We start from the raw sequence: 20,330 nt of genomic DNA, 5'->3' as shown, positions 1-20,330 counted from the left end.
ACTTACCTGAACAAATGCGGCATGTTACCCGAGTCGGCCCCGCTTGGGTCGCGGCAGGGGTCGACAAATATGGGTTGTGCTACCATGCCCGCCTAATTTTTTCGTGCGGATTCCCATGAGCAGTCCTGATCCTCAAGCTAAAACGACCCTGGCGATTTACTTTCGTCTATTGACCTATGTGCGGCCGTACATCGGCCTTTTCTGCTTGAGCATTGTCGGCTTTCTTATCTTTGCGTCCACCCAGCCGATGCTCGCCTACATCCTCAAATACTTCGTCGATGGCCTCGCTAATCCCGAGGCCAGCCTGTTCCCCGGCAACCCCTATATCGGTCACCTGCAATTGCTGCAGGCGGTGCCGCTGATGATCGTGCTGATCGCGGCCTGGCAAGGTGCCGGCTCGTATCTGGGCAACTTCTTCCTGGCCCGAGTCTCCCTCGGACTGGTGCATGACCTGCGTGTCGTGCTGTTCAACAAATTGCTCACCCTGCCCAACCGATTCTTCGACAACAGCAATTCCGGGCACCTGATCTCGCGCATCACCTTCAACGTGACCATGGTCACCGGCGCTGCTACGGATGCGATCAAGGTCGTGATTCGTGAAGGCATGACAGTCATCTTCCTGTTCGGCGCGCTGCTGTGGATGAACTGGAAACTGACCCTGGTGATGCTGGCGATACTGCCGCTGATCGCGGTCATGGTGAACAGCACCAGCAAGAAGTTTCGCAAGCAGAGCAAGAAGATTCAGGTGGCCATGGGCGACGTGACCCACGTGGCGTCCGAGACCATCCACGGCTATCGCGTGGTTCGCAGCTTCGGCGGCGAAGACTACGAAAAGGCCCGCTTCGAAAAGGCCAGCCGCAGCAATACCAAAAAGCAGTTGGCGATGACCAAAACCGGCGCGGTTTACACGCCGATGCTGCAGTTGGTCACCTACAGCGGCATGGCCATCGTGATGTTTCTGGTCCTTTACCTGCGCGGCGACTCCTCGGCGGGCGATCTGGTGGCCTACATCACCATGGCTGGCCTGCTGCCCAAACCGATCCGTCAGCTGTCTGAAGTCAGCTCCACCATCCAGAAAGGCGTCGCCGGTGCAGAAAGCATCTTCGAGCAACTGGATGAGGAGACCGAACAGGACTTGGGCACGGTAGAACGCGACAAGGTTTCTGGCCGTCTGGAGGTCAAAAACCTCACGTTCACCTACCCGGGCACGGAAAAACGCGTGCTGGACGACGTGAGCTTTGTCGCCGAAGCCGGCCAGATGGTCGCGCTCGTGGGCCGTTCCGGCAGCGGGAAATCCACGTTGGCGAGCCTGATTCCGCGTTTCTACGATCACGTGCAGGGCCAGATCCTCCTTGATGGCGTCGAAACCCAGGCATACACCCTGCGCAGCCTGCGCCGGCAGATCGCCCTGGTGAACCAGAACGTCACGCTGTTCAACGACACCATCGCCAACAACATCGCGTATGGCGATCTGGCCGGCGTGCCGCTGGAAGACATCAAGAAAGCCTCGGCTGATGCTTATTCCGATGAGTTCATCGACAAGTTGCCCCAGCAGTACCAGACCCTCGTCGGCGAGAATGGCGTGCTGTTGTCCGGCGGCCAGCGCCAGCGTCTGGCGATTGCTCGCGCACTGCTGAAAAATGCGCCGCTGCTGATTCTCGATGAAGCGACCTCGGCGCTGGATACCGAATCCGAGCGCCATATCCAGAAAGCCCTGGAGAAGGTCATGCAGGGCCGTACCACGCTGGTGATCGCCCACCGCCTGACCACCATCGAGAAAGCCGACGTGATTCTGGTCATGGACGAAGGCCGCATCGTCGAGCGCGGCTCCCACGCCGAGCTGCTGGCGAAGAACGGTTACTACACCCGCCTGCATGCCACACAGTTCGAAGAAGACGAGCCTGTCGAAATCGACCGGGCAGTCGATGCATGCTGAGTCACTTGCGCGCATGGCGTGAGCGAGGCTGGACCCCGATCGATGCATCGACCTACGCCACCGCGTGGCAGCAGTTCGGCGGCAGCGTTGCCACGCACCCGCAGGTGATCGAGCGTCTTGCCGGGCTTGCGGATATTCCGGTGCGTTACCTGGGCTGGCTGCAAGACGGCAACGTCGTCGCTGCAGTTGCCTGCTGGGGCCGGGATCTCGCGCTGGCCAAAAAGGTGCTCAAGCAGCGTGATCGGCGTTTCTTTGATCTGGGGAATGCGGAGATTATTCTGCCGATTGCGCCCGGCGTGACAGTGCCAGTACGCCAGCGCATGAGCTATGTGTCGGAGCTGAACGCTGGCCAGATCGACACCCTCAAGCCGCAACCCGAGAGCCTGGCGATCGCCCGCGCGCCCGAGGATTACTCCAAGAAATTCCGCTACAACCAGCGCCGCGAGCAGCGTTTGCTTGAGGAGGCGGGCGGGGTCGTGCAGCCGATGCTGGATTTCACGTCCGAGGAACAAGCCCGCATCTATTCAAGCCTGTTTCACGCGCGCTGGGGCTTCGATGTGCCGGGCAAGGATCACTTGGCCAAGGTGTTCGAGCTCATGCGCGAGTTCATGACCGGCTCGATGATTCTGCTGGAGGGCAAGCCCATTGCCGCTCAGGTGCTGTACAGGGTCGAGTCGCCACACTGGGTGTCGGTGGAATACATCAACGGCGGCGTCGATCCGGCCCATCAGGCGTTGAGCGCCGGCAGCGTGCTGAGCTTCGTCAACACCCAGAATGCGTGGGCTGACGCGAGGGCGGTGAACAAGCCATTGCGCTATTCCTTTGGCCGCTCCGATCGCGAATATAAAGACCGCTGGTGCCAGACGGTGCCTGTCTACAAGGTTGGATGACATGTCAGGGCGCAAGCAGCAGCTTCTGAAACGACATCGGCGCAACAAGCGCCTGGCGCTGATCATCGGTCTGGTGCTGCTGATCGGCATTGGCATCTGGGTCGCGTGGTGGCTGGTGCCGTTGCTGATCGTCGCCGCGTGGGTGGCCCACGAAGCCTGGTTCTCCGACCATTTGTTTTATTCGCCCAAAAGCGATTACCGCTATCATTTTCCCGACGCTGTTCAGGCGCAGGCTGTCTCGGTCGTCAACGGCATGCTGCAACTGAGCGAGCCATTGGGCGAAGGCGAAACGCTGCTGCTGGAGCTCGACCTGCGCAGCAGCTGGCTCGGTCGCTGGCTGGACCCGTACGTGTTGGCAGGCGACGACCGTCAGGATTTCGAACGAGGTTTTGCCGGGCGTCGCTATGTGAACCTCACCGGGCAGCGAGACGTCGTTGCCGACAGTACGCTGCGTCTTAAAGGTGGTTTCTGTCGCATCTCCAGCGCAGCCCGTTTGTACGTGCTGAGCAACCCGGATTACCGCCAGCAGCGGTTGATGATCCTCGCGCCCCACGCCGACGATGCCGAACTGGCAGCGTTTGGCCTGTACAGCCAGGCCGCCGACTGCAGCATCGTGACGGTGACTCAGGGCGAAATCGAGGCCGAACGCTACGAACAACTGGGGCTGAACCGCGCCGATGCCGCGCGACTCAAGGGGCGCTTGCGCACCTGGGACAGTCTGGCGATTCCGCTGTGGGGCGGTGTGCCCCAGAGTCGGTGCGTGCAACTGGGCTATTACTGCCTGCAACTGCCGGCCATGGCCCAGTCACCGGATCAGCCTTTTGGTTCTCGCGATTCGGCAGAGACCGACATCCGCAGCGCGCGGCAGCACAACCCTGTGCCGTTGCCGGGTGACCAGGATGGCACGCCGACCTGGAACAATCTCGTGGCCGACCTCGCTGCACTGCTGGACGCCTATCGGCCGGACGTCATTGTCATGCCGCACCCGGAACTCGATCCCCACGCTGACCACATCGCCACGACTCAGGCGTTATACGAAGCAGTGAGCAGAAGCGCGCACACGCCGGACGTGGCGCTGTTCTACGCCAATCACCTGCACGACAACGACCGCTGGCCGATGGGGCTGGCCGGTAAAGGCGTCGCGCTGCCGCCGTTTGTTGAAGCGCCGTCGGTTGATCAGTTGTGGAGTACGTCGCTCGGGTCGGACGTGCAGCTGGATAAGGCCATGGCCCTGGCGATGCAGCACGATCTTCAGGGACCACCACCTTTGAAGAAGCGCCTGCGCCGGCAGATTCAACGCTGGCTGGCCGGTCGCGAATGGCCGCTGACGGGAGACGACGAATTCTTCCGCAAGGCCGTACGGCGGCATGAGGTGTTCTGGGTCCGCCGCTTTCCGCGCCCGTAATTGCAAGAGTCGATGCGCCATTCGTTGCACCATTTAAAGCGCCATTCGAAGCGCTGTTTGAAGCACTAAGGGATTCGCGGCCAACCGGCCAGCCAGCGCTGATCGCTGTGCTAAGATTCCGTCCTTGTCCATTTCTGCCACGGGTTGTTCGATGAAGTTGTCCATGCCGCGTTTTGATCAGGCTCAAGTGTTAGTTGTCGGCGACGTCATGCTCGACCGCTACTGGCACGGTGGCACTTCCAGAATCTCCCCTGAAGCACCGGTTCCGGTGGTCAAAGTCGACCAGATCGAAGACCGTCCGGGCGGTGCTGCCAACGTGGCGTTGAACATTGCAGCGCTGGGCGCCAAGGCCTCACTGGTCGGCGTCACCGGCATCGATGAAGCCGCCGACAGCCTGAGCAACAGCCTCAAGGCCGCTGGCGTCACCGCCTGTTTCCAGCGCATCGCCCACCAGCCCACCATCGTCAAATTGCGCGTCATGAGCCGGCACCAGCAGCTCCTGCGAATCGACTTCGAAGAACCCTTTACCACTGACCCCGAAGCCCTGAGCCTTGAGGTCGATGCTTTGCTCGACGGCATCAAAGTGCTGGTCCTGTCCGACTACGGCAAGGGCGCGCTGAAGAATCATCAAGTCCTGATCAAAGCAGCCCGTGACCGTGGTATTCCTGTTCTGGCCGACCCGAAGGGCAAAGACTTCGCGATCTATCGTGGCGCCAGTCTGATCACGCCTAACCTCAGTGAGTTCGAAGCCATCGTCGGCCATTGCGTCGATGAGTCAGAGCTGGTCGCCAAAGGCGCGGCGCTGATGAAGGAGCTCGATCTGGGGGCGTTGCTGGTCACCCGTGGCGAACACGGCATGACCCTGCTGCGCCCCGACCAGCCGACGCTGCATCTTCCGGCCCGCGCGCGAGAAGTCTTCGACGTGACCGGCGCTGGTGACACGGTTATTTCCACGCTGGCAGCAGCCATTGCGGCGGGCGAGGAGTTGCCGCACGCGGTCGCGCTGGCAAACCTGGCGGCGGGCATCGTCGTGGGCAAGCTCGGCACGGCGGCGATCAGCGCGCCCGAGTTGCGTCGCGCCATCCAGCGCGCCGAAGGTTCCGAGCGTGGTGTGCTGACCCTCGATCAGCTACTGCTGGCAATCGACGATGCCCGTGCCCACAACGAAACCATCGTGTTCACCAACGGCTGCTTCGACATTCTGCACGCCGGCCATGTCACCTATCTGGAACAGGCCCGCGCGCAGGGCGACCGGCTGATCGTGGCGGTCAACGACGACGCCTCGGTGAGTCGCCTGAAAGGCCCGGGCCGCCCGATCAACAGCGTTGATCGACGCATGGCCGTGCTGGCAGGTCTGGGCGCGGTGGACTGGGTCATCAGCTTCCCGGAAGGCACCCCGGAGAACCTCCTGGCCCATGTGCGTCCGGACGTGCTGGTGAAGGGCGGGGACTACTCGGTTGATCAGGTCGTCGGCGCTGACATCGTCGGCTCGTATGGCGGCACCGTGAAAGTGCTGGGACTGGTCGCCAACAGCTCGACGACAGCCATCGTCGACAAGATCCGCAGTCAGGACTGATCCGACGCCCGCAGCGCAGAGTGGCATCCCTTGCCGCTGCCATTTTTGTATTCGCAGTTCGGTATATGAACGTATGAAAGTCATGTTACTGGTGATGGATGAACAGCGCGTCATACTGGACGGCTTGTACGACACCGTACGGCAGCATTGTGACGACTGCGTCATCTTTCGCCTGAGCAAGCAACAGCAGCTGAATCTCGGGCCGTTTCTGGCCTCGGTCGACTATCAGCGCTACGACCGGGTGGTGATCTTCTCCCGGGTCAAACGGCTTGCTCGCCAGCGCGCGGTGCTTAAGTGCATTCCGGGGCTGATTTTTCTTGAGCACGATGCATATCAGAACTACATGAGCGCCAGCAAATACCACGGCATGTATTCGCGCCTTTATCGGCAGCTGCCGTGGAGTCGCGCGCTGCTGTCGGGCGCGGTGGTCGCGCGACGCATGCGCGGCGAAGGCATCGATGCGGTGTTCGTTTCCAAGGGCTATGACCAGGAAATGCTGCGCAATCTCGGGCACCATCGGGACATCCCTGTGGGCTTTCTCGGCAGCCTGAAAAGCCGCGAGTATTCCCAGCGCAAGCAACTGGTGGAAAACCTCGCGCAGCGCGCCGGCATGCTGGTGACGCGCACGGCCTCCGGCGCCGAATACCTTGAAACCCTCAATCGCATCAAGATATTCGTCAGTGCCGACATCGGCATGGGCGAGTTCATGATCAAGAATTTCGAAGCCATGGCCTGCGGTTGCGTGCTGCTCGCGTGGAGTCAGGGCGAAGAGGACGAGCTGCTGGGGTTCGAGGAAGGGCGCAACGTCATGTTCTACCGCTCCGAAGACGAAGCCGTGGAGAAAGTCCGTCTGCTGCAGAGCGACCCTGATCTCGCCGCTCGCATTGCCAGCGAAGGGCAAAAATTCGCCGAAGAACGCTATGCCTTTGCCCGCGTGGGCCGTGATCTGGCCGATGAAATTCAGCGGCCAATGCGCCCATGGCGGCGTCCATCCGCGTTGATTCGTACCTGGGTCAGATTGCGCCATGGCATGCAGGTGCCGGCCTGATGACGCTGCCGTCAGGCCACGACAGCGTCGCGGCCAGTAAACCCATCGCGTTGCCTGGCGCCGATCAGGACGCGTTCGGCGCGCTGCCCGCTGCGCTGCGCCAGTGCCTGGCAAACGCTGCTCGGGTCATCCTGATTGCCAACAACCCCGCCATCACCCAGGCGGATTTCGATGCCCTGGGCGTGGGCGCGGACGATGTGGTGGTCAGCTTCAACCTGTGCATCAAGGCCGCGCTGCTCAAGCCTGAAAGCGTCAACCTGTTCGTGCACGGCTTCAATGCGCCGGACTGTTATTTCTTCGGACTCCCCGCATCAGCTGAAGTACAAAAACTCGCCGCCCAACCTGGGGCGCGTTGCTTCACGCTGCTGGTGGGCTGCGCCGTGCCCCTGTGCCCGCTGCCTGACGTCGCGCTGTATTGGGACCGCATTCCGTTGCCGGCACTGGCCGAGCACTACCCGGTCGATCGCCCCAACGGCAAGCGCTTCGTCGGCCCCTCCACGGGTTTCAACGTCCTGGTGCTGCTTGACTGGCTGCGCGTCCATGGCGGTTACCCTTACAGGCTCATGACCCTGGGTTTTTCCAACGAAGCCGGCAAGCTCTGGGGCGGACACGCCTGGGACTATGAGCGCAACTGGCTGCTGGGCGCCGACGTCGAAGTAATCGCCCTCAAGCCCCGGAGCTGGTGGCGCAAGCTGTTATGTCGTAAATGAACGAGCCCGTCCGCCGCATGAGCGCGCGTGTCCAGGCGCATCGCCATTGATCCCGGAGAGTTTGTCAGTGCTGAACATTGCGGTCGCGTTTTTTGGTATCCCGCGAAACTCGGAAATCTGTTTTCCCTCCATTCAGGAAAACGTCCTTGGCCAGTTGCCGAAGGGCAGCAACGTCAGATGCTTTTACCACCTCTACAAGATCGACGAGGTGCACAACCAGCGCTCGGCGGAGAAGGGCGCGCTAAAGGCGCAGAACTACGACGTTTTCCAGCCGATGACAGGGGTTCTCGAATCCACCGACGGCGTGCTGGATCGCTGGGATTTTGAGCGGGTCAAGGCGATGGGCGACACCTGGGGCGACGAGCATGTCTCCCTGCGCAATCTGATCTATCAGCTCAATTCCCTGCACACCGTGACGGGCATGATGGAGTCGTTCGATCCGGACTTCGTGGTGTTCGTGCGTCCGGACAACTTCTTTCATTCGCCGCTGCCGGATTATGTCTTTCACTCGCCGCACGCACGACGGCTTAACGCCTATATTCCGGACTGGCAGTGGTGGGGCGGGTTGAATGATCGCTTCGCGATTTGCGGCCGCGACGTGTACCGAGCCTATGGCAAACGGATCGAGCGTATCTTCGAGTTCTGCGAAGCGACAGGCCGCAAGTTGCACTCGGAGCGCTTGCTCAAGTACGCGCTGCTCAAGGCTGACGCCCGCATTTGCACGCTGCCGACGACCGCTTCGCGTGTGCGCATCACCGGCGCCTTCGCCGAGGAGTCGTTCTCCCCGAAGCGGGGAATGGGCAAGCGTGAGAACCGCTACTTCCACTTTTTCGCCCGGCTGCGGACCTGGCGTGACAAACGCCTCACCGAGAAGAGCTGAGCTGTGCCTTACTTGTGCAGGCCGCTGCGAACCAGTCTGACCAGCCGCCGTGCCTTGATCCGCAGTTTGGTCAGCCCTGACTTGGGCTTCTTCTTCGGTGTGAGGCCCTGCTGCACCAGCCAGTCCTTCCAGCGAATACGCTCATCGCGCACCACCCAGCCTTCCTGCGGAGCGAAGCTCTCGGCCAGATAAAGCCCGCGCGTGCCCGCGGGTGAAAGCTTGTCGTTCTTCAGGGTGTACAGCTCGGGCAGGGGCGAGCCGTTTTCCAGCGGCATCAGGTACAGATCCGGCTTGCTGCGATTGAGGCGCGCCACCAGCTCGTTGTTCTCCAGGCTCTCATCGACGTGGAAAAGGCTCAGCGGACGAGCCTCTTTCGGCACTTCCAGGCGCATGTCGTAGATCAGTTGCAACGAGGCGGTCGGCAAGTGCACATAAGCGCGGGGTCGCTCGATCAGGGTCAGGCTGCCGCAGCGTACAGGGAGCGCCGCGCCGGAGAGAGGGGTAAGGCGGAAGGGCATTGCCTCTCGGTAATGCAGGGCTGCCGCATAGGGCGCTGGCAGCCAGGTGTCATTGAAGCGCCCACCGAGCCAGCCTTGTGGCGTCTCGATCAGGCATTCCTCGGCGACTTCCTGCACCGCCGTGTGCAACGGCAGGTTGAGCTCGTGGGCGGGAACGTAGCCGGAGATCAGCTTGAGCACCACGTCGCCACGGTCCTGACGTCGCTGGCGAACCAGCACCCAGTAATCGCGGTTCTGCCAGCGCAGGGTCAGGCGCACCGAGACGCCGAGGTTGGCCAGTTCGGTGGAAAACCGTTCGCTGTTTTCTACGTCGATCTTGCGGCGCCGCGCCAGGGTCTGGGTGAAATTCAGCGGCATCCCGATGCTCTGGTAGGTCAGGCTTTCCGGGGTGGCTTCAACAAATAACGGCAGGGTCTTGAAGTTGCTGGGGTTCTTTCGAATCAGGGTTCGCGGCATATCGGCTCCTTCTTGCGTTGGGGTCGGCCGTGCGTCTCAGGGCTGACGACGGATCACGGCAGCGGCGGTTGCCACGTTATGGGCCAGATGCAGCGGGTTGATGGTGCCGACGATAGCACCGGTGACGCCGGGATGTTCAAACAGCAATTCGAAACTGGCATGCACAGGATCGACACCGGGGCTCAGGCAAACGTGCCCGCTGGCCAGCGCTTTTTTGACCAACACCCCTTTGCCGTGTGCAGCAGCGTAGTCGAGGACCGGCTTTTCTCCCTGTTCGTTGAGGTTGTACGTGACCATCGCGACGTCGCCGCCCTGTAAGGCCAGCAACCCGCCCTCGACGGTCTTGCCCGAGAAGCCGAACCCGCGAATCTTGCCCTCGCGCTTGAGGTCCGCCAGCGTCTGGTAGACGCCGCATTCATTGAGCACGTGCAGGTCGTTGCCGTCGGAGTGGACCAGCACCAGATCGATGAAGTCGGTTTCCAGACGCTGCAGGCTGCGCTCCACCGACAGCCGCGTGTGTTCGGCGCTGAAATCGTGCCGTGACTGGCCGGCTTCAAATTCCTCGCCGACCTTGCTGACGATCACCCAGTCCTTGCGCTGCCCGCGCAGCAGCGGGCCGAGGCGTTCTTCGCTGCGACCGTATGCCGGGGCGGTGTCGATCAGGTTGATGCCCAGATCGCGCGCCAGCTTCAGCAGCATCCGCGCCTCGACGTCGTCGGGAATCGTGAAACCATTGGGGTACTTCACGTCCTGATCGCGGCCCAGCTTCACCGTGCCCAGGCCCAGGGGGGAAACATTGATGTCGAGGGTGCCGAGCGGCCGATGCAGATCGTGCAGGGTGTTCATGGCAGCAGTTGATCCCAGACAGGAATGGCGAGGGGCGGCTTGGGGAAGTCGGTGTGTGGCGGCTGCGGGGTCGGGTGAATGTCATCCCGGGACAACGAGGCCAGCACGCGATCGGCGAAGTCGGGGGCCAGCGCCAGCTTGGTGGGCCAGCCGACCAACAAGCGGCCCTGCACGTCGAGGAAGGCGTTGTCGGGTCGCACCAGACCGCTTTGCTGCGGCTCGGCGCGGTCTACGCGCAAGGTGGCGAACTGCGCCTGACTGAGGTCAACCCAGGGCAACAGATTCCCGAGTTCTTTCTTCGCGGCGGCGATCTGCTCGGAAGGGTTGCGGGCGACGCCTTCGGCTTCGGCAATGTCGCCACCCAGGTACCAGACCCACTGGCCGTCGGCCGCCGGATGGGTCGTGACAGTGATTCGTGGTTTCGGCCCCCCACCCAGGCAATGGGCGTATAGCGGTTTGAGCGTCGGGCCTTTGACCAGCACCATGTGCAGCGGCCGGCGTTGCATGGCCGGCTGGCTCACGTTCAGCGCCTTGAGCAGATCAGCCATGCCTTCGCCGGCACTGAGCACCACTCGCTGGGCGTAGATGTCGCGGCCGTCGACGCGCAGTCCGGCCAGTTCGCCGTCGTGGCGCAGTGGCTCGATGTTCTGGCCAGCAAGCAGGCTGTCGCCCGCCAGCTCCGCCAGTTTTTTTACCAGACTGGGAATGTCGATGACCAGCTCGGCCAGGCGATACACCTTGCCTTTGAAGCGCGGATCCTGAAGCGCGGGCGGCAGGTCGCTGCCCTTGACCTGATCAACGCGCCCGCGCACGGCCTTGCTGGCGAAAAAACTGGTGAGATTGCCGGCGATGGTGCCGGGCGACCACAGGTAGTGGGCTTCCGAAAGCAGGCGGACGCCCGACAGGTTCAGCTCGCCTTTACCGGCCAGAGCTTCGCGCCAGCGGCGGGGCATGTCGGCGATCGCTTCGGAGGCGCCGGACAGCGCGCCGTGCAGCGCGTATTTGGCGCCGCCGTGGATGATCCCCTGGGATTTGAGTGTCTGGCCGCCACCCAGGCTGGCTTTTTCCACCACCACCGTCGAAAAGCCCTGATGCCGCAACCGCGCGTTGAGCCAGAGACCGGCAACGCCCGCGCCGACAATCAGGACGTCAGTGGAAATAGCAGATGACATGGGCACCTCAAATGGCGAAACGAATGCCGGCATTATAGGGGAAGGCTGTTTTCCGTAACCCCCTTAATGACCCGCCGTCTTGGAGAACAGCTGGATGACCACGACGCCTGCGACGATCAGACCCATGCCGGCGATGGCAGGCAGATCCAGTTTCTGGCCGTAGATAAACAGTGCGGCGATGCTGACCATGACGATGCCCATGCCCGCCCATACGGCGTAGGCCACGCCAACCGGGATGGTGCGCACCACCAGCGTGAGCATCCAGAACGCAATGGCGTAGCCGACGATCACCAGCAGCAGCGGGATCGGCGTGCTCAGGCCTTTGACGGCTTTCATGGACACGGTGCCGATGACCTCGGCACAGATAGCGATGGCCAGCAGGTAGTACGCAGACATGGTGTCACTCCTTTTCGATGGCCGTCATTAAAGCGGCTTACCCGGTACTGAACAACCGGCGCCTTTCGGGCTGGCAGGGTGGGGGCCGGCGCAATGCGTCGGGCAAGATATGTGCGAAGCTCGATGGAAATCTGACAGCAATTGGCTGATAAACTCCGGGCCCATGAATAGAACCCTCTACAGCATCCTGTTCCACCTCGGCCTCCCATTGATCGCCCTGCGGTTGTGGCTGCGTTCACGCAAGGCGCCGGCCTACGCGCAACGGGTCGGCGAGCGCTTCGCTTTCGGCTTGCCCGCGATGCAGCGCGGGGGAATCTGGGTGCATGCCGTGTCGGTGGGCGAGAGCATCGCCGCCGCGCCGATGATTCGTGCGTTGCTGGCCCGCTATCCGCAACTGCCGATCACCATCACCTGCATGACGCCAACCGGCTCGGAGCGCATTCAGTCGCTGTTCGCCCATGAGCCGCGCGTCCAGCATTGCTATCTGCCCTACGACTTTCCGTGGGCGGCCGGGCGTTTTCTCGATCATATCCAGCCAAAGATCGGCGTGATCATGGAAACCGAGCTGTGGCCCAATCACATTCATCAGTGTGCGAAACGCGGCATTGCAACGGTGCTGGCGAATGCGCGGTTGTCAGAGCGTTCCGCCCGTGGCTACGGACGCTTTGCCCGCCTGACTCGGCCGATGCTCGCCGAGATGAGCCTGATTGCCGTGCAGACCGAAACCGAGGCCCAGCGCTTCCGTGACCTGGGTGCTCGGCCCGAGTGCGTCACCGTGACGGGCTCGATCAAGTTCGACCTGACCATTGATCCGCAATTGCTGGAGCGGGCCGCTCAGCAGCGTGCCCAATGGCAGACCTTGCAGCGTCCGGTCTGGATTGCCGCCAGTACCCATGCGGGCGAAGACGAGGTGGTGCTGGCGTCCCATAGGACGCTGATGCAAGCCCATCCCGACGCGCTGTTGATTCTCGTGCCCCGTCACCCCGAGCGGTTCAACAGCGTGTTTGAGCTGAGCCAGCAGAAGGGATTCGCCAGCGTCCGGCGGTCGACGGCCGAACCTGTGACGCCGGAAACTTCGGTTCTGGTGGGCGACACCATGGGCGAGTTGCTCTTTCTGTACGCACTGGCTGACATCGCCTTTGTCGGCGGCAGCCTGGTGCCCAACGGCGGTCACAACCTGCTGGAGCCTGCGGCGCTCGATAAGCCCGTTCTCAGCGGCCCGCACCTGTTCAACTTCCTCGAAATCGCCGCGATGCTGCGCAGTGCCGGCGCCTTGGAGGAGGTAAGCGATTCGGCTGCATTGGCTGCAACGGTACGTGATTTAATCGACCAGCCCGAGAGAGCCAAGGCGATGGCCAATGCCGGATTGGCCGTGATGAGGGCGAATCAGGGGGCATTGCAGAAGTTGCTGGATGGGATTGGAAGGTTGTTGGGCTGATTGCTTGCCCGCATTCGACGAACCAGCACGATTTTTGGGACGTTGCATGCACTGGCGGCTGGCCTGCATTCGATGAACCAACGCGAATCTGTAGGAGCCGGCTTGCTGGCGAACGCTACGTGTCAGCCACTGACGATGTCGAATGTGCCGACTTCTTCGCCAGCAAGCCGGCTCCTACAGGTCTTGCGCAGGACGCCATTTCCCCTACGGCGCCAGATCTTGTGCATGGTGCCAATCATGCGTTTGAAGCGACCCATTCATTGTAGGAGCGCGCTTGCCCGCGAATGCGATGTTTGGGACGACGCTGCATGCACTGGCGGCTGGCCCTCATTCGACGAACCAACGCTAACCTGTAGGAGCCGGCTTGCTGGCGAACGCGGTGTGCCAGCCTTCCAACCTGCTGAATCTGGCGACGTATTCGTGGGCAAGCGCGCTCCTGCACGTTCTCCCTGTTACCGCACCGTCGGCCGCTCAAAGTTCTTCGCCGCTTCTTTCGCCAGATCCGGGGGCAGGAAGTCTTTGTCGGGGTTGTAATCGGCTTTCAGGAAGCGCGACAGATCCTGCAGATCACCCGGGCTCAGCGTGCCGGCGGCTTGTTTCAGGCGCAGGTTGTCGAGGATGTAGTCGTAGCGGGTGTTGTTGTAATCGCGCACCGATGCATACAGCTGGCGCTGTGCATCGAGCACGTCGACGATGTTGCGCGTGCCGACCTGATAGCCGATTTCCGTGGCTTCCAGCGCGCTCTGGTTGGAGATGATTGACTGTTTGCGCGCCTGCACCTGCTCGACATCGGTGTTTACCGCGCGGTGCAGGTTGCGGGTGTTTTCCACCACCTGGCGGCGCATGCCTTCACGTTGTTGTTCGCTCTGACCAAGCCGGGCATAAGCCTCGCGGACCTGCGAACTGGTCAGCCCGCCGCTGTAGATCGGGATGTTCACTTGCAGGCCGATGGTGCGTTGCTCGACGCTGCCGTGAAAACTCTGGCCGGTGTAGTTGGGGTTGGTGAAGCCCAGCGGATCGTTGTCGCCTTTCTCGTACTGCGCCACCGCATCGACGGTCGGCGCGTGGCCCGCCTTGCGCTGACGCAACGTCTCTTCGGCAGCGCTGACGGCGTAGTTGCTGGCCAGCAGATTCAGGTTCTGTTGCGTCGCGGTGTCGACCCAGGCTTTCGCGTCGTTGGGCGTTGGCGCAAGCACCGGCAGGCTGTGCACGATGCCTTCGATAGAGTTGTAATCACGGTTGGTCAGGGTTGTCAGCGCCTGAAACGCATCGTCCACCTGACGCTTGGCGACGATCCGCGCCGCGCGGGCAGTGTCGTGACTGGCTTGTGCCTGAAGCACATCGGTCTTGTCCGACAGGCCGACATCGAAGCGCTCATTGGCCTGGTCGAGCTGGCGTTTGAACGCCGCTTCCTCTGCCTTGGTCGAGGCCAGATTGTCCTGTGCGCGGAGCACGGCAAAATAGTCTTCGGCGCTTTGCAGAATCAGGTTCTGCTCGGTGGCCGAGAGCTGCAGGATCGCTTGCTCGTTGACGTCCTTTGCGGCCTTGAGCTGGAACCAGCGATCAGCACGGAAAATCGGCTGACTCAAGGTCGCTCGATAGACCGTGCCGCTGCGGCTGATGACGGCGGAGGGTTGGTCAATCGACGTGCGAGTGTCATTGATGTCGGCGCCGCCGGAGATGTTCGGCAGCAGGCCGGCGCGTGCCTGAGGCACGATTTCCTTCTGCGCGTCGTAGCTGGCGCGGGCTGCCGCAAGGTCGGCGTTATTATTGACCGCTTCCTGATACACGCTGACCAACCCGGTCCTGGTTGGCAGCGGCATGTCTGCTGCCCCGGCCATCGCACTCGAAGCACACGACACGGCAATGGCCAGTGAAAGTTTGCGCAGCATAGACATTCCCTAGTAATTCAAGCGGTATGAAGACGGTGACGTTGCGTCCGATCCAGATGGCTTTGGCGACGCGTAGCGAGTGTAGTTCCAGCGCGTAGGGACAACAATCGGGCAAATCAGCCATTTAACGCGCGTTTGAATTCCGCGCTTGGCGTTTGGCCTGCGCCGCGACTAGACTGACGCCGTTCTTGTCGGGGTGCCTTGATATGAGGCTGAGATCGGATAATCCGGATCCCGTTGAACCTGATCAGGTTAGCGCCTGCGTAGGGAACAAGATTTCTCGTCTCCCGGCGAGTCCTCTTGAGTGTCGTCCGGGGTCGTCTTTGTTCATTTTCTGAACAGTCCGCGCCTTTCGATTCTCAGCATCCATGCCGTCCCAGGGTGCATCCGTCCGTGTCCATCAGGCTCAAGCTCCGACAATTCATTCCGCTGCTGGATGATGTCTGGAGAGCCCGTGATGAGTACAACACTAAAAAACGCCAATCTGAGTGAATCCGCCCAAGTCGATTCGGGGTCGGTTCAGCCGTTCACCCGCTCGCAGAAAATCTATGTTCAGGGATTACGTCCGGACATCCGTGTGCCCATGCGCGAGATCAGCCTGGACGTCACGCCGACCGCCTTCTTTGAAACCAAGAGCTCAGGGACAAACGGCGGCGGCGAGATCAATGCGCCGGTCTGCGTGTACGACACATCCGGCCCCTACACCGACCCCAACGTCATCATCGACGTGCGCAAAGGCCTGGCCGACGTGCGTTCGCCGTGGATCGAGTCCCGCGCCGACACCGAACGCCTTTCAGGTCTGACATCGAATTTCGGCCAGCAACGCCTGGCCGATGCCGAGCTGACCCGGCTGCGATTCGCCCACGTGCGCAATCCGCGCAGGGCGAAGGCGGGGGCCAACGTCAGCCAGATGCACTACGCGCGTCAGGGCATCATCACCGCCGAGATGGAATACGTCGCCATCCGCGAGAACATGAAGCTGCAGGAGGCCCGCGCCGCCGGCCTGCTCACCCAGCAGCATCCCGGCCATAGCTTCGGTGCGAGCATTCCGAAAGAGATCACCCCCGAGTTCGTGCGCGAAGAAATCGCCCGCGGTCGCGCGATCATTCCCGCCAACATCAACCACGTTGAGCTCGAACCGATGATCATCGGTCGCAACTTCCTGGTGAAGATCAACGGCAACATCGGCAACAGCGCACTCGGTTCGTCCATCGAAGAGGAAGTGGCGAAACTGACCTGGGGCATTCGCTGGGGCTCGGACACGGTCATGGACCTGTCCACCGGTAAACACATTCATGAAACCCGCGAGTGGATCATCCGCAATTCGCCGGTGCCCATCGGCACCGTGCCGATTTATCAAGCGCTGGAAAAGGTCGGTGGCGCGGCTGAAGACCTGACCTGGGAGCTGTTCCGCGACACGCTGATCGAACAGGCGGAGCAGGGCGTCGACTACTTCACCATCCACGCCGGTGTGTTGCTGCGTTACGTTCCGCTGACCGCCAAGCGCGTGACCGGGATCGTCAGCCGTGGCGGTTCGATCATGGCCAAGTGGTGCCTGGCCCATCACCAGGAAAACTTCCTCTACACCCACTTCGACGACATCTGCGAAATCATGAAGGCCTATGACGTCAGCTTTTCCCTGGGCGACGGCCTACGCCCCGGTTCGATTGCCGATGCCAACGACGAAGCGCAGTTCGGTGAGCTCGAAACCCTCGGCGAGCTGACCAAGATCGCCTGGAAACACGACGTGCAATGCATGATCGAAGGCCCGGGCCACGTGCCGATGCAGTTGATCAAGGAGAACATGGACAAGCAGCTTGAGTGCTGCGACGAGGCGCCGTTCTACACCCTTGGCCCACTGACTACCGACATCGCACCGGGTTATGACCACATCACGTCGGGCATTGGCGCCGCCATGATCGGCTGGTTCGGCTGCGCGATGCTCTGCTACGTCACGCCCAAGGAACACTTGGGATTGCCGAACAAGGACGACGTGAAGACCGGGATCATTACCTACAAGATCGCCGCCCACGCAGCGGACCTCGCGAAAGGACATCCCGGTGCGCAGATTCGTGACAACGCCCTGAGCAAGGCACGGTTTGAATTTCGGTGGGAAGATCAGTTCAACCTCGGGCTGGACCCGGACACCGCCCGCGCCTACCACGACGAGACGCTGCCGAAAGACTCTGCCAAGGTTGCGCATTTTTGCTCCATGTGCGGGCCGAAATTCTGCTCGATGAAAATCACCCAGGAAGTGCGCGAGTACGCCGCCAACCAGAAGATCAGCGCGGTGGACGTGTCGGTGGAGGAGGGCATGCGCGAGCAGGCCGAGCGGTTCAGGAAGGAAGGCAGTCAGCTTTATAAAAAGGTCTAAGCGGCAAGCGGCAAGTCACAAGCTGCAAGGAAAGCAGGCCTGCGTTTGATCTTCTCTTGCGGCTTGCAGCTTGCAGCTTGCAGCTCATAACGGCTCCTCAGCGAGATAACAAAAGTGAACACTCCCGGCACCTACTCACCCGACGCCCCCGTACCCGCTGCCAAGCGGGTGTTTGGTGGGCGCGATCTGTTCTCTCTGTGGTTTTCCCTCGGCATCGGCCTCATGGTCCTGCAGACCGGCGCCTTGCTGGCGCCGGGGCTGGGCATGTCTGGCTCGATGCTGGCGATCCTGCTCGGCACATTGGTCGGCGTATTGCTGCTCGCCGCCGTTGGCGTCATTGGCAGCGACACCGGGCTATCGTCGATGGCGGCGCTCAAGCTCAGCTTGGGCAGCAAAGGCGCGGGCGTTCCGGCGATTCTCAATCTGCTGCAACTGGTGGGCTGGGGCTCGTTCGAAATCATCGTCATGCGCGACGCCGCCAGCCTGCTGGGTGCGGGCGCTTTCTCCGAAGGCAGCCTTTGGGCCAGTCCCATGCTCTGGACAATCGTCTTCGGTGCCCTCGCGACCCTGCTGGCGGTGAGTGGCCCTTTGGCCTTCGTCCGACAAATCCTGCGCAAATGGGGCATCTGGCTGCTCTTGGCGGCGTGCGCCTGGCTGACGTTTAACTTGTTCAGCAAGGCTGATTTGACGGCCTTATGGTCACGAGCGGCAGATGGTTCGATGCCATTTGCCGTCGGCTTCGACATTGCCATCGCCATGCCACTGTCGTGGCTGCCGCTAATTGCTGACTACTCACGGTTTGGCAAGCGTGCCGCCGGCGTGTTCGGCGGCACGGCGCTGGGCTTCTTTATCGGCAATTTCTGGCTGATGAGCCTCGGTGTCGCCTACACGCTGGCCTTTGCCCCGAGTGGTGAGGCCAACGCACTGCTTCTGGCGCTGGCTGGCGCGGGGATGGGTATTCCGCTGCTGCTCATCCTGCTGGACGAATCGGAAAACGCGTTCGCTGACATTCACAGTGCAGCCGTGTCGAGCGGCCTTCTGCTGAAGGCCAAAGTCGAACACCTTTCGCTGGCCATTGGCGTGATCTGCACGCTGATCGCCTGCTTCGCGCCGCTGGCGCAGTACCAGAACTTCCTGCTGATGATCGCTTCCGTGTTCGCGCCGCTGTTCGGCGTCGTGCTGGTGGATCACTTCATCCTGCGCCGCCGTCGTCACGGCGTCGCGATGACGGGCCTGCGCTGGATGACGCTACTGGCGTGGATCGGCGGGATCTTCACCTACCATCTGCTGGCGAACCTGTATCCGGACATCGGCGCGACGCTGCCAGCGCTGGTTGTGGCGGGTGTGTTGCAGTGGGTATTGGCCCGCGGACAGGCACCTGCATTCGAGGCCGATGTACGGCATTAACTCAGCGGGCTGAGCCTGAAGCAAAACAATCAGGCTCAATGCCGGCGGGCGACTCAAAGCGAATCGAGGTCCGGGAATCCCCAGTCTGTCAGCGGTGCGAGTTGGGACAGAAAAGTGAGGTGCTCGATTGTTTTGACCTTCTGCAGATGCTTCAGATCGGCCGGGCCGCCGAGTGCGAGAGCAGGGACGAAACCGTACATTTCATCGGGTTGTAGCGGCCCTAATTTTTTCAGCGCTTGCTGAAAAAGGTCGTCAAGATCATTGGCTTCTCGACTCTGTGCCGCAAAAAATACCTCGATCACTGTATCAAATTCATATTTTCCAACGTTTGGCTTGGTCCTATGGAAGCGTGCGTATGGGATCGTTAAGTTCAGCCAATTCCCCTCTTTCTCATGCCAAAGATAAAGATCGCCGAAAGCACTTCTGGCGATCGTGTGATAGCAGCCGGAATCGGGTATTCCCGAATCATCCAGCCATTCAGCAACCAGTTCCTGGTACTCCGCTGGATTAACGGTCCAGAAAAGTCCTTCGGCGTAGCCACTCCAGCCGTGCGCGCGCCACTGATTCAGGAGTTGCTGAGGAAGTTTCTCAGCGTACTTGTCCAGTGTAGATAAAGGCACCTCTCTTCTGCCCAGCGCAGGGCCCATCTCTTCAAGGAAATATGCGTAGTACTCTTCCATTCGATCTCTCTTTTGTTACTCGTCCGCACCTGCTCGGATTTCTGTCTCACCAAGTAATGCTTCCTGAGGTTAGTCAGAGCGAGTCGAGGTCCGGGAATCCCCAGTCTGTCAGCGGTGCGAGCTGGGACAGGAAAGTGAGGTGCTCGATGGTTTTGACCTTTTGCAGATGCTTCAGATCGGCTGGCCCGCCGAGCGCGAGGGCAGGGACGAAGCCATACATTTCATCGGGTTGTAGCGGGCCTAATGTTTTCAGCGCTCCGTGGAAGAGCCCTTCTAAATCATTATTCTCTGGCTTTTTCGAGGCGAAGAAAGACTGCACGCTTATGTCCGGATTGATAGGAGACGAACTGGTTTTTCGAAGCGAGTAACGTGCATATACGGAGCAGATCGTTAAACGACTGCCCGTTTTTTCTTGCCATAAGTACAGATCGCCAAAGGCGCTTTTTGCGATAACGTGAAATTGATCATGCTGATTTATACCGGAGTCAGCTAGCCAATCCAAAATGAAAACATCGTATTCAGCAGGATTGACTGTCCAGAATATTCCGTCCCCATAACCACTCCAGCCGTATTTTTCCCAATGAGAAATCAACAGGGGCGGAAGTTTGTCTTTGTACTTGTCACACGTAGAGACGGGAACCTCTCTTCTGTGAATAGATGGCCCCATTCTTTTTAAAAAATAAGCAAAGTATTCTTCCATTTGACC

Annotated in this window: 17 protein-coding genes and 1 riboswitch; of the genes, 10 read left to right on the top strand and 7 right to left on the bottom strand. The window is 61.0% G+C overall.

The window, feature by feature from the left end; genetic code table 11:
• Positions 1 to 115 precede the first annotated feature (115 nt).
• The 7 genes from msbA to EC919_RS13400 all read left to right on the top strand — a co-directional run bounded on the left by msbA (position 116) and on the right by EC919_RS13400 (position 8,445).
• On the top strand, positions 116 to 1,936 hold the full coding sequence (gene msbA / locus EC919_RS13430) for a lipid A export permease/ATP-binding protein MsbA (protein WP_133774610.1): 1,821 nt from the start codon (positions 116 to 118) through the stop codon (positions 1,934 to 1,936).
• Complete coding sequence (locus tag EC919_RS13425; protein ID WP_133774608.1) at positions 1,930 to 2,826, top strand: GNAT family N-acetyltransferase; 897 nt, start codon at positions 1,930 to 1,932, stop codon at positions 2,824 to 2,826. The genes msbA and EC919_RS13425 overlap by 7 nt, the downstream gene beginning before the upstream one ends.
• A gap of 1 nt (position 2,827) precedes the next feature.
• Positions 2,828 to 4,231: a PIG-L deacetylase family protein gene (locus tag EC919_RS13420; protein WP_133774606.1), complete on the top strand. Its 1,404-nt coding sequence runs from the start codon at positions 2,828 to 2,830 to the stop codon at positions 4,229 to 4,231.
• A 151-nt stretch (positions 4,232 to 4,382) separates the two neighbouring features.
• Positions 4,383 to 5,807, top strand: coding sequence for a bifunctional D-glycero-beta-D-manno-heptose-7-phosphate kinase/D-glycero-beta-D-manno-heptose 1-phosphate adenylyltransferase HldE (hldE, locus tag EC919_RS13415; RefSeq protein WP_133774604.1), 1,425 nt, complete (start codon positions 4,383 to 4,385; stop codon positions 5,805 to 5,807).
• Between the two features lie 73 nt (positions 5,808 to 5,880).
• Positions 5,881 to 6,855, top strand: coding sequence for a glycosyltransferase (locus tag EC919_RS13410; RefSeq protein ID WP_133774602.1), 975 nt, complete (start codon positions 5,881 to 5,883; stop codon positions 6,853 to 6,855).
• Positions 6,855 to 7,565 carry a hypothetical protein gene (locus EC919_RS13405; RefSeq protein WP_133774600.1) on the top strand — a complete coding sequence of 237 codons (711 nt, stop codon included), beginning with the start codon at positions 6,855 to 6,857 and terminating at the stop codon, positions 7,563 to 7,565. The genes EC919_RS13410 and EC919_RS13405 overlap by 1 nt, the downstream gene beginning before the upstream one ends.
• 67 nt (positions 7,566 to 7,632) lie before the next feature.
• Complete coding sequence (locus EC919_RS13400; RefSeq protein WP_133774598.1) at positions 7,633 to 8,445, top strand: hypothetical protein; 813 nt, start codon at positions 7,633 to 7,635, stop codon at positions 8,443 to 8,445.
• An 8-nt stretch (positions 8,446 to 8,453) separates the two neighbouring features.
• On the opposite strand, the gene EC919_RS13395 is transcribed toward EC919_RS13400, so the two are convergent.
• The 4 genes from EC919_RS13395 to EC919_RS13380 all read right to left on the bottom strand — a co-directional run bounded on the left by EC919_RS13395 (position 8,454) and on the right by EC919_RS13380 (position 11,833).
• Entirely contained in the window at positions 8,454 to 9,419 is a 966-nt protein-coding gene (locus EC919_RS13395; protein ID WP_133774596.1) for a metal ABC transporter ATPase, read from the bottom strand.
• A 36-nt stretch (positions 9,420 to 9,455) separates the two neighbouring features.
• Complete coding sequence (locus tag EC919_RS13390) at positions 9,456 to 10,265, bottom strand: aldo/keto reductase (RefSeq protein WP_133774594.1); 810 nt, start codon at positions 10,263 to 10,265, stop codon at positions 9,456 to 9,458.
• Positions 10,262 to 11,437 carry an NAD(P)/FAD-dependent oxidoreductase gene (locus tag EC919_RS13385; RefSeq protein WP_133774592.1) on the bottom strand — a complete coding sequence of 392 codons (1,176 nt, stop codon included), beginning with the start codon at positions 11,435 to 11,437 and terminating at the stop codon, positions 10,262 to 10,264. The genes EC919_RS13390 and EC919_RS13385 overlap by 4 nt, the downstream gene beginning before the upstream one ends.
• A gap of 63 nt (positions 11,438 to 11,500) precedes the next feature.
• Positions 11,501 to 11,833, bottom strand: coding sequence for a DMT family transporter (locus tag EC919_RS13380; protein WP_133774590.1), 333 nt, complete (start codon positions 11,831 to 11,833; stop codon positions 11,501 to 11,503).
• Between the two features lie 163 nt (positions 11,834 to 11,996).
• On the opposite strand from EC919_RS13380, the gene waaA reads away from it, so the two are divergent.
• Positions 11,997 to 13,271, top strand: coding sequence for a lipid IV(A) 3-deoxy-D-manno-octulosonic acid transferase (gene waaA, locus EC919_RS13375; protein ID WP_133774587.1), 1,275 nt, complete (start codon positions 11,997 to 11,999; stop codon positions 13,269 to 13,271).
• A 452-nt stretch (positions 13,272 to 13,723) separates the two neighbouring features.
• Here waaA and EC919_RS13365 read toward each other — a convergent pair whose 3' ends face one another.
• A complete protein-coding gene (locus tag EC919_RS13365; RefSeq protein WP_133774583.1) occupies positions 13,724 to 15,163 on the bottom strand; it encodes a TolC family outer membrane protein in 1,440 nt (479 codons plus the stop codon).
• A gap of 182 nt (positions 15,164 to 15,345) precedes the next feature.
• Positions 15,346 to 15,450, top strand: a riboswitch (TPP riboswitch).
• Between the two features lie 170 nt (positions 15,451 to 15,620).
• On the opposite strand from EC919_RS13365, the gene thiC reads away from it, so the two are divergent.
• Together thiC and cytX are read left to right on the top strand one after the other, a co-directional pair.
• Positions 15,621 to 17,537: a phosphomethylpyrimidine synthase ThiC gene (gene thiC, locus EC919_RS13360; protein ID WP_133774582.1), complete on the top strand. Its 1,917-nt coding sequence runs from the start codon at positions 15,621 to 15,623 to the stop codon at positions 17,535 to 17,537.
• A gap of 114 nt (positions 17,538 to 17,651) precedes the next feature.
• Positions 17,652 to 18,944, top strand: coding sequence for a putative hydroxymethylpyrimidine transporter CytX (cytX, locus tag EC919_RS13355; RefSeq protein WP_133774580.1), 1,293 nt, complete (start codon positions 17,652 to 17,654; stop codon positions 18,942 to 18,944).
• Positions 18,945 to 18,997: 53 nt separating this feature from the next.
• On the opposite strand, the gene EC919_RS13350 is transcribed toward cytX, so the two are convergent.
• Complete coding sequence (locus EC919_RS13350; RefSeq protein ID WP_133774578.1) at positions 18,998 to 19,624, bottom strand: GAD-like domain-containing protein; 627 nt, start codon at positions 19,622 to 19,624, stop codon at positions 18,998 to 19,000.
• A 73-nt stretch (positions 19,625 to 19,697) separates the two neighbouring features.
• Positions 19,698 to 20,324: a GAD-like domain-containing protein gene (locus tag EC919_RS13345; protein ID WP_133774577.1), complete on the bottom strand. Its 627-nt coding sequence runs from the start codon at positions 20,322 to 20,324 to the stop codon at positions 19,698 to 19,700.
• Positions 20,325 to 20,330 lie beyond the last annotated feature (6 nt).

It is taken from the genome of Pseudomonas graminis, from assembly GCF_004364335.1.
Taxonomy (GTDB): domain Bacteria; phylum Pseudomonadota; class Gammaproteobacteria; order Pseudomonadales; family Pseudomonadaceae; genus Aquipseudomonas; species Aquipseudomonas graminis_D.
The sequence above is the reverse complement of the archived record's forward strand: the minus strand, read 5'-3'. Positions and strand labels throughout refer to the sequence as shown.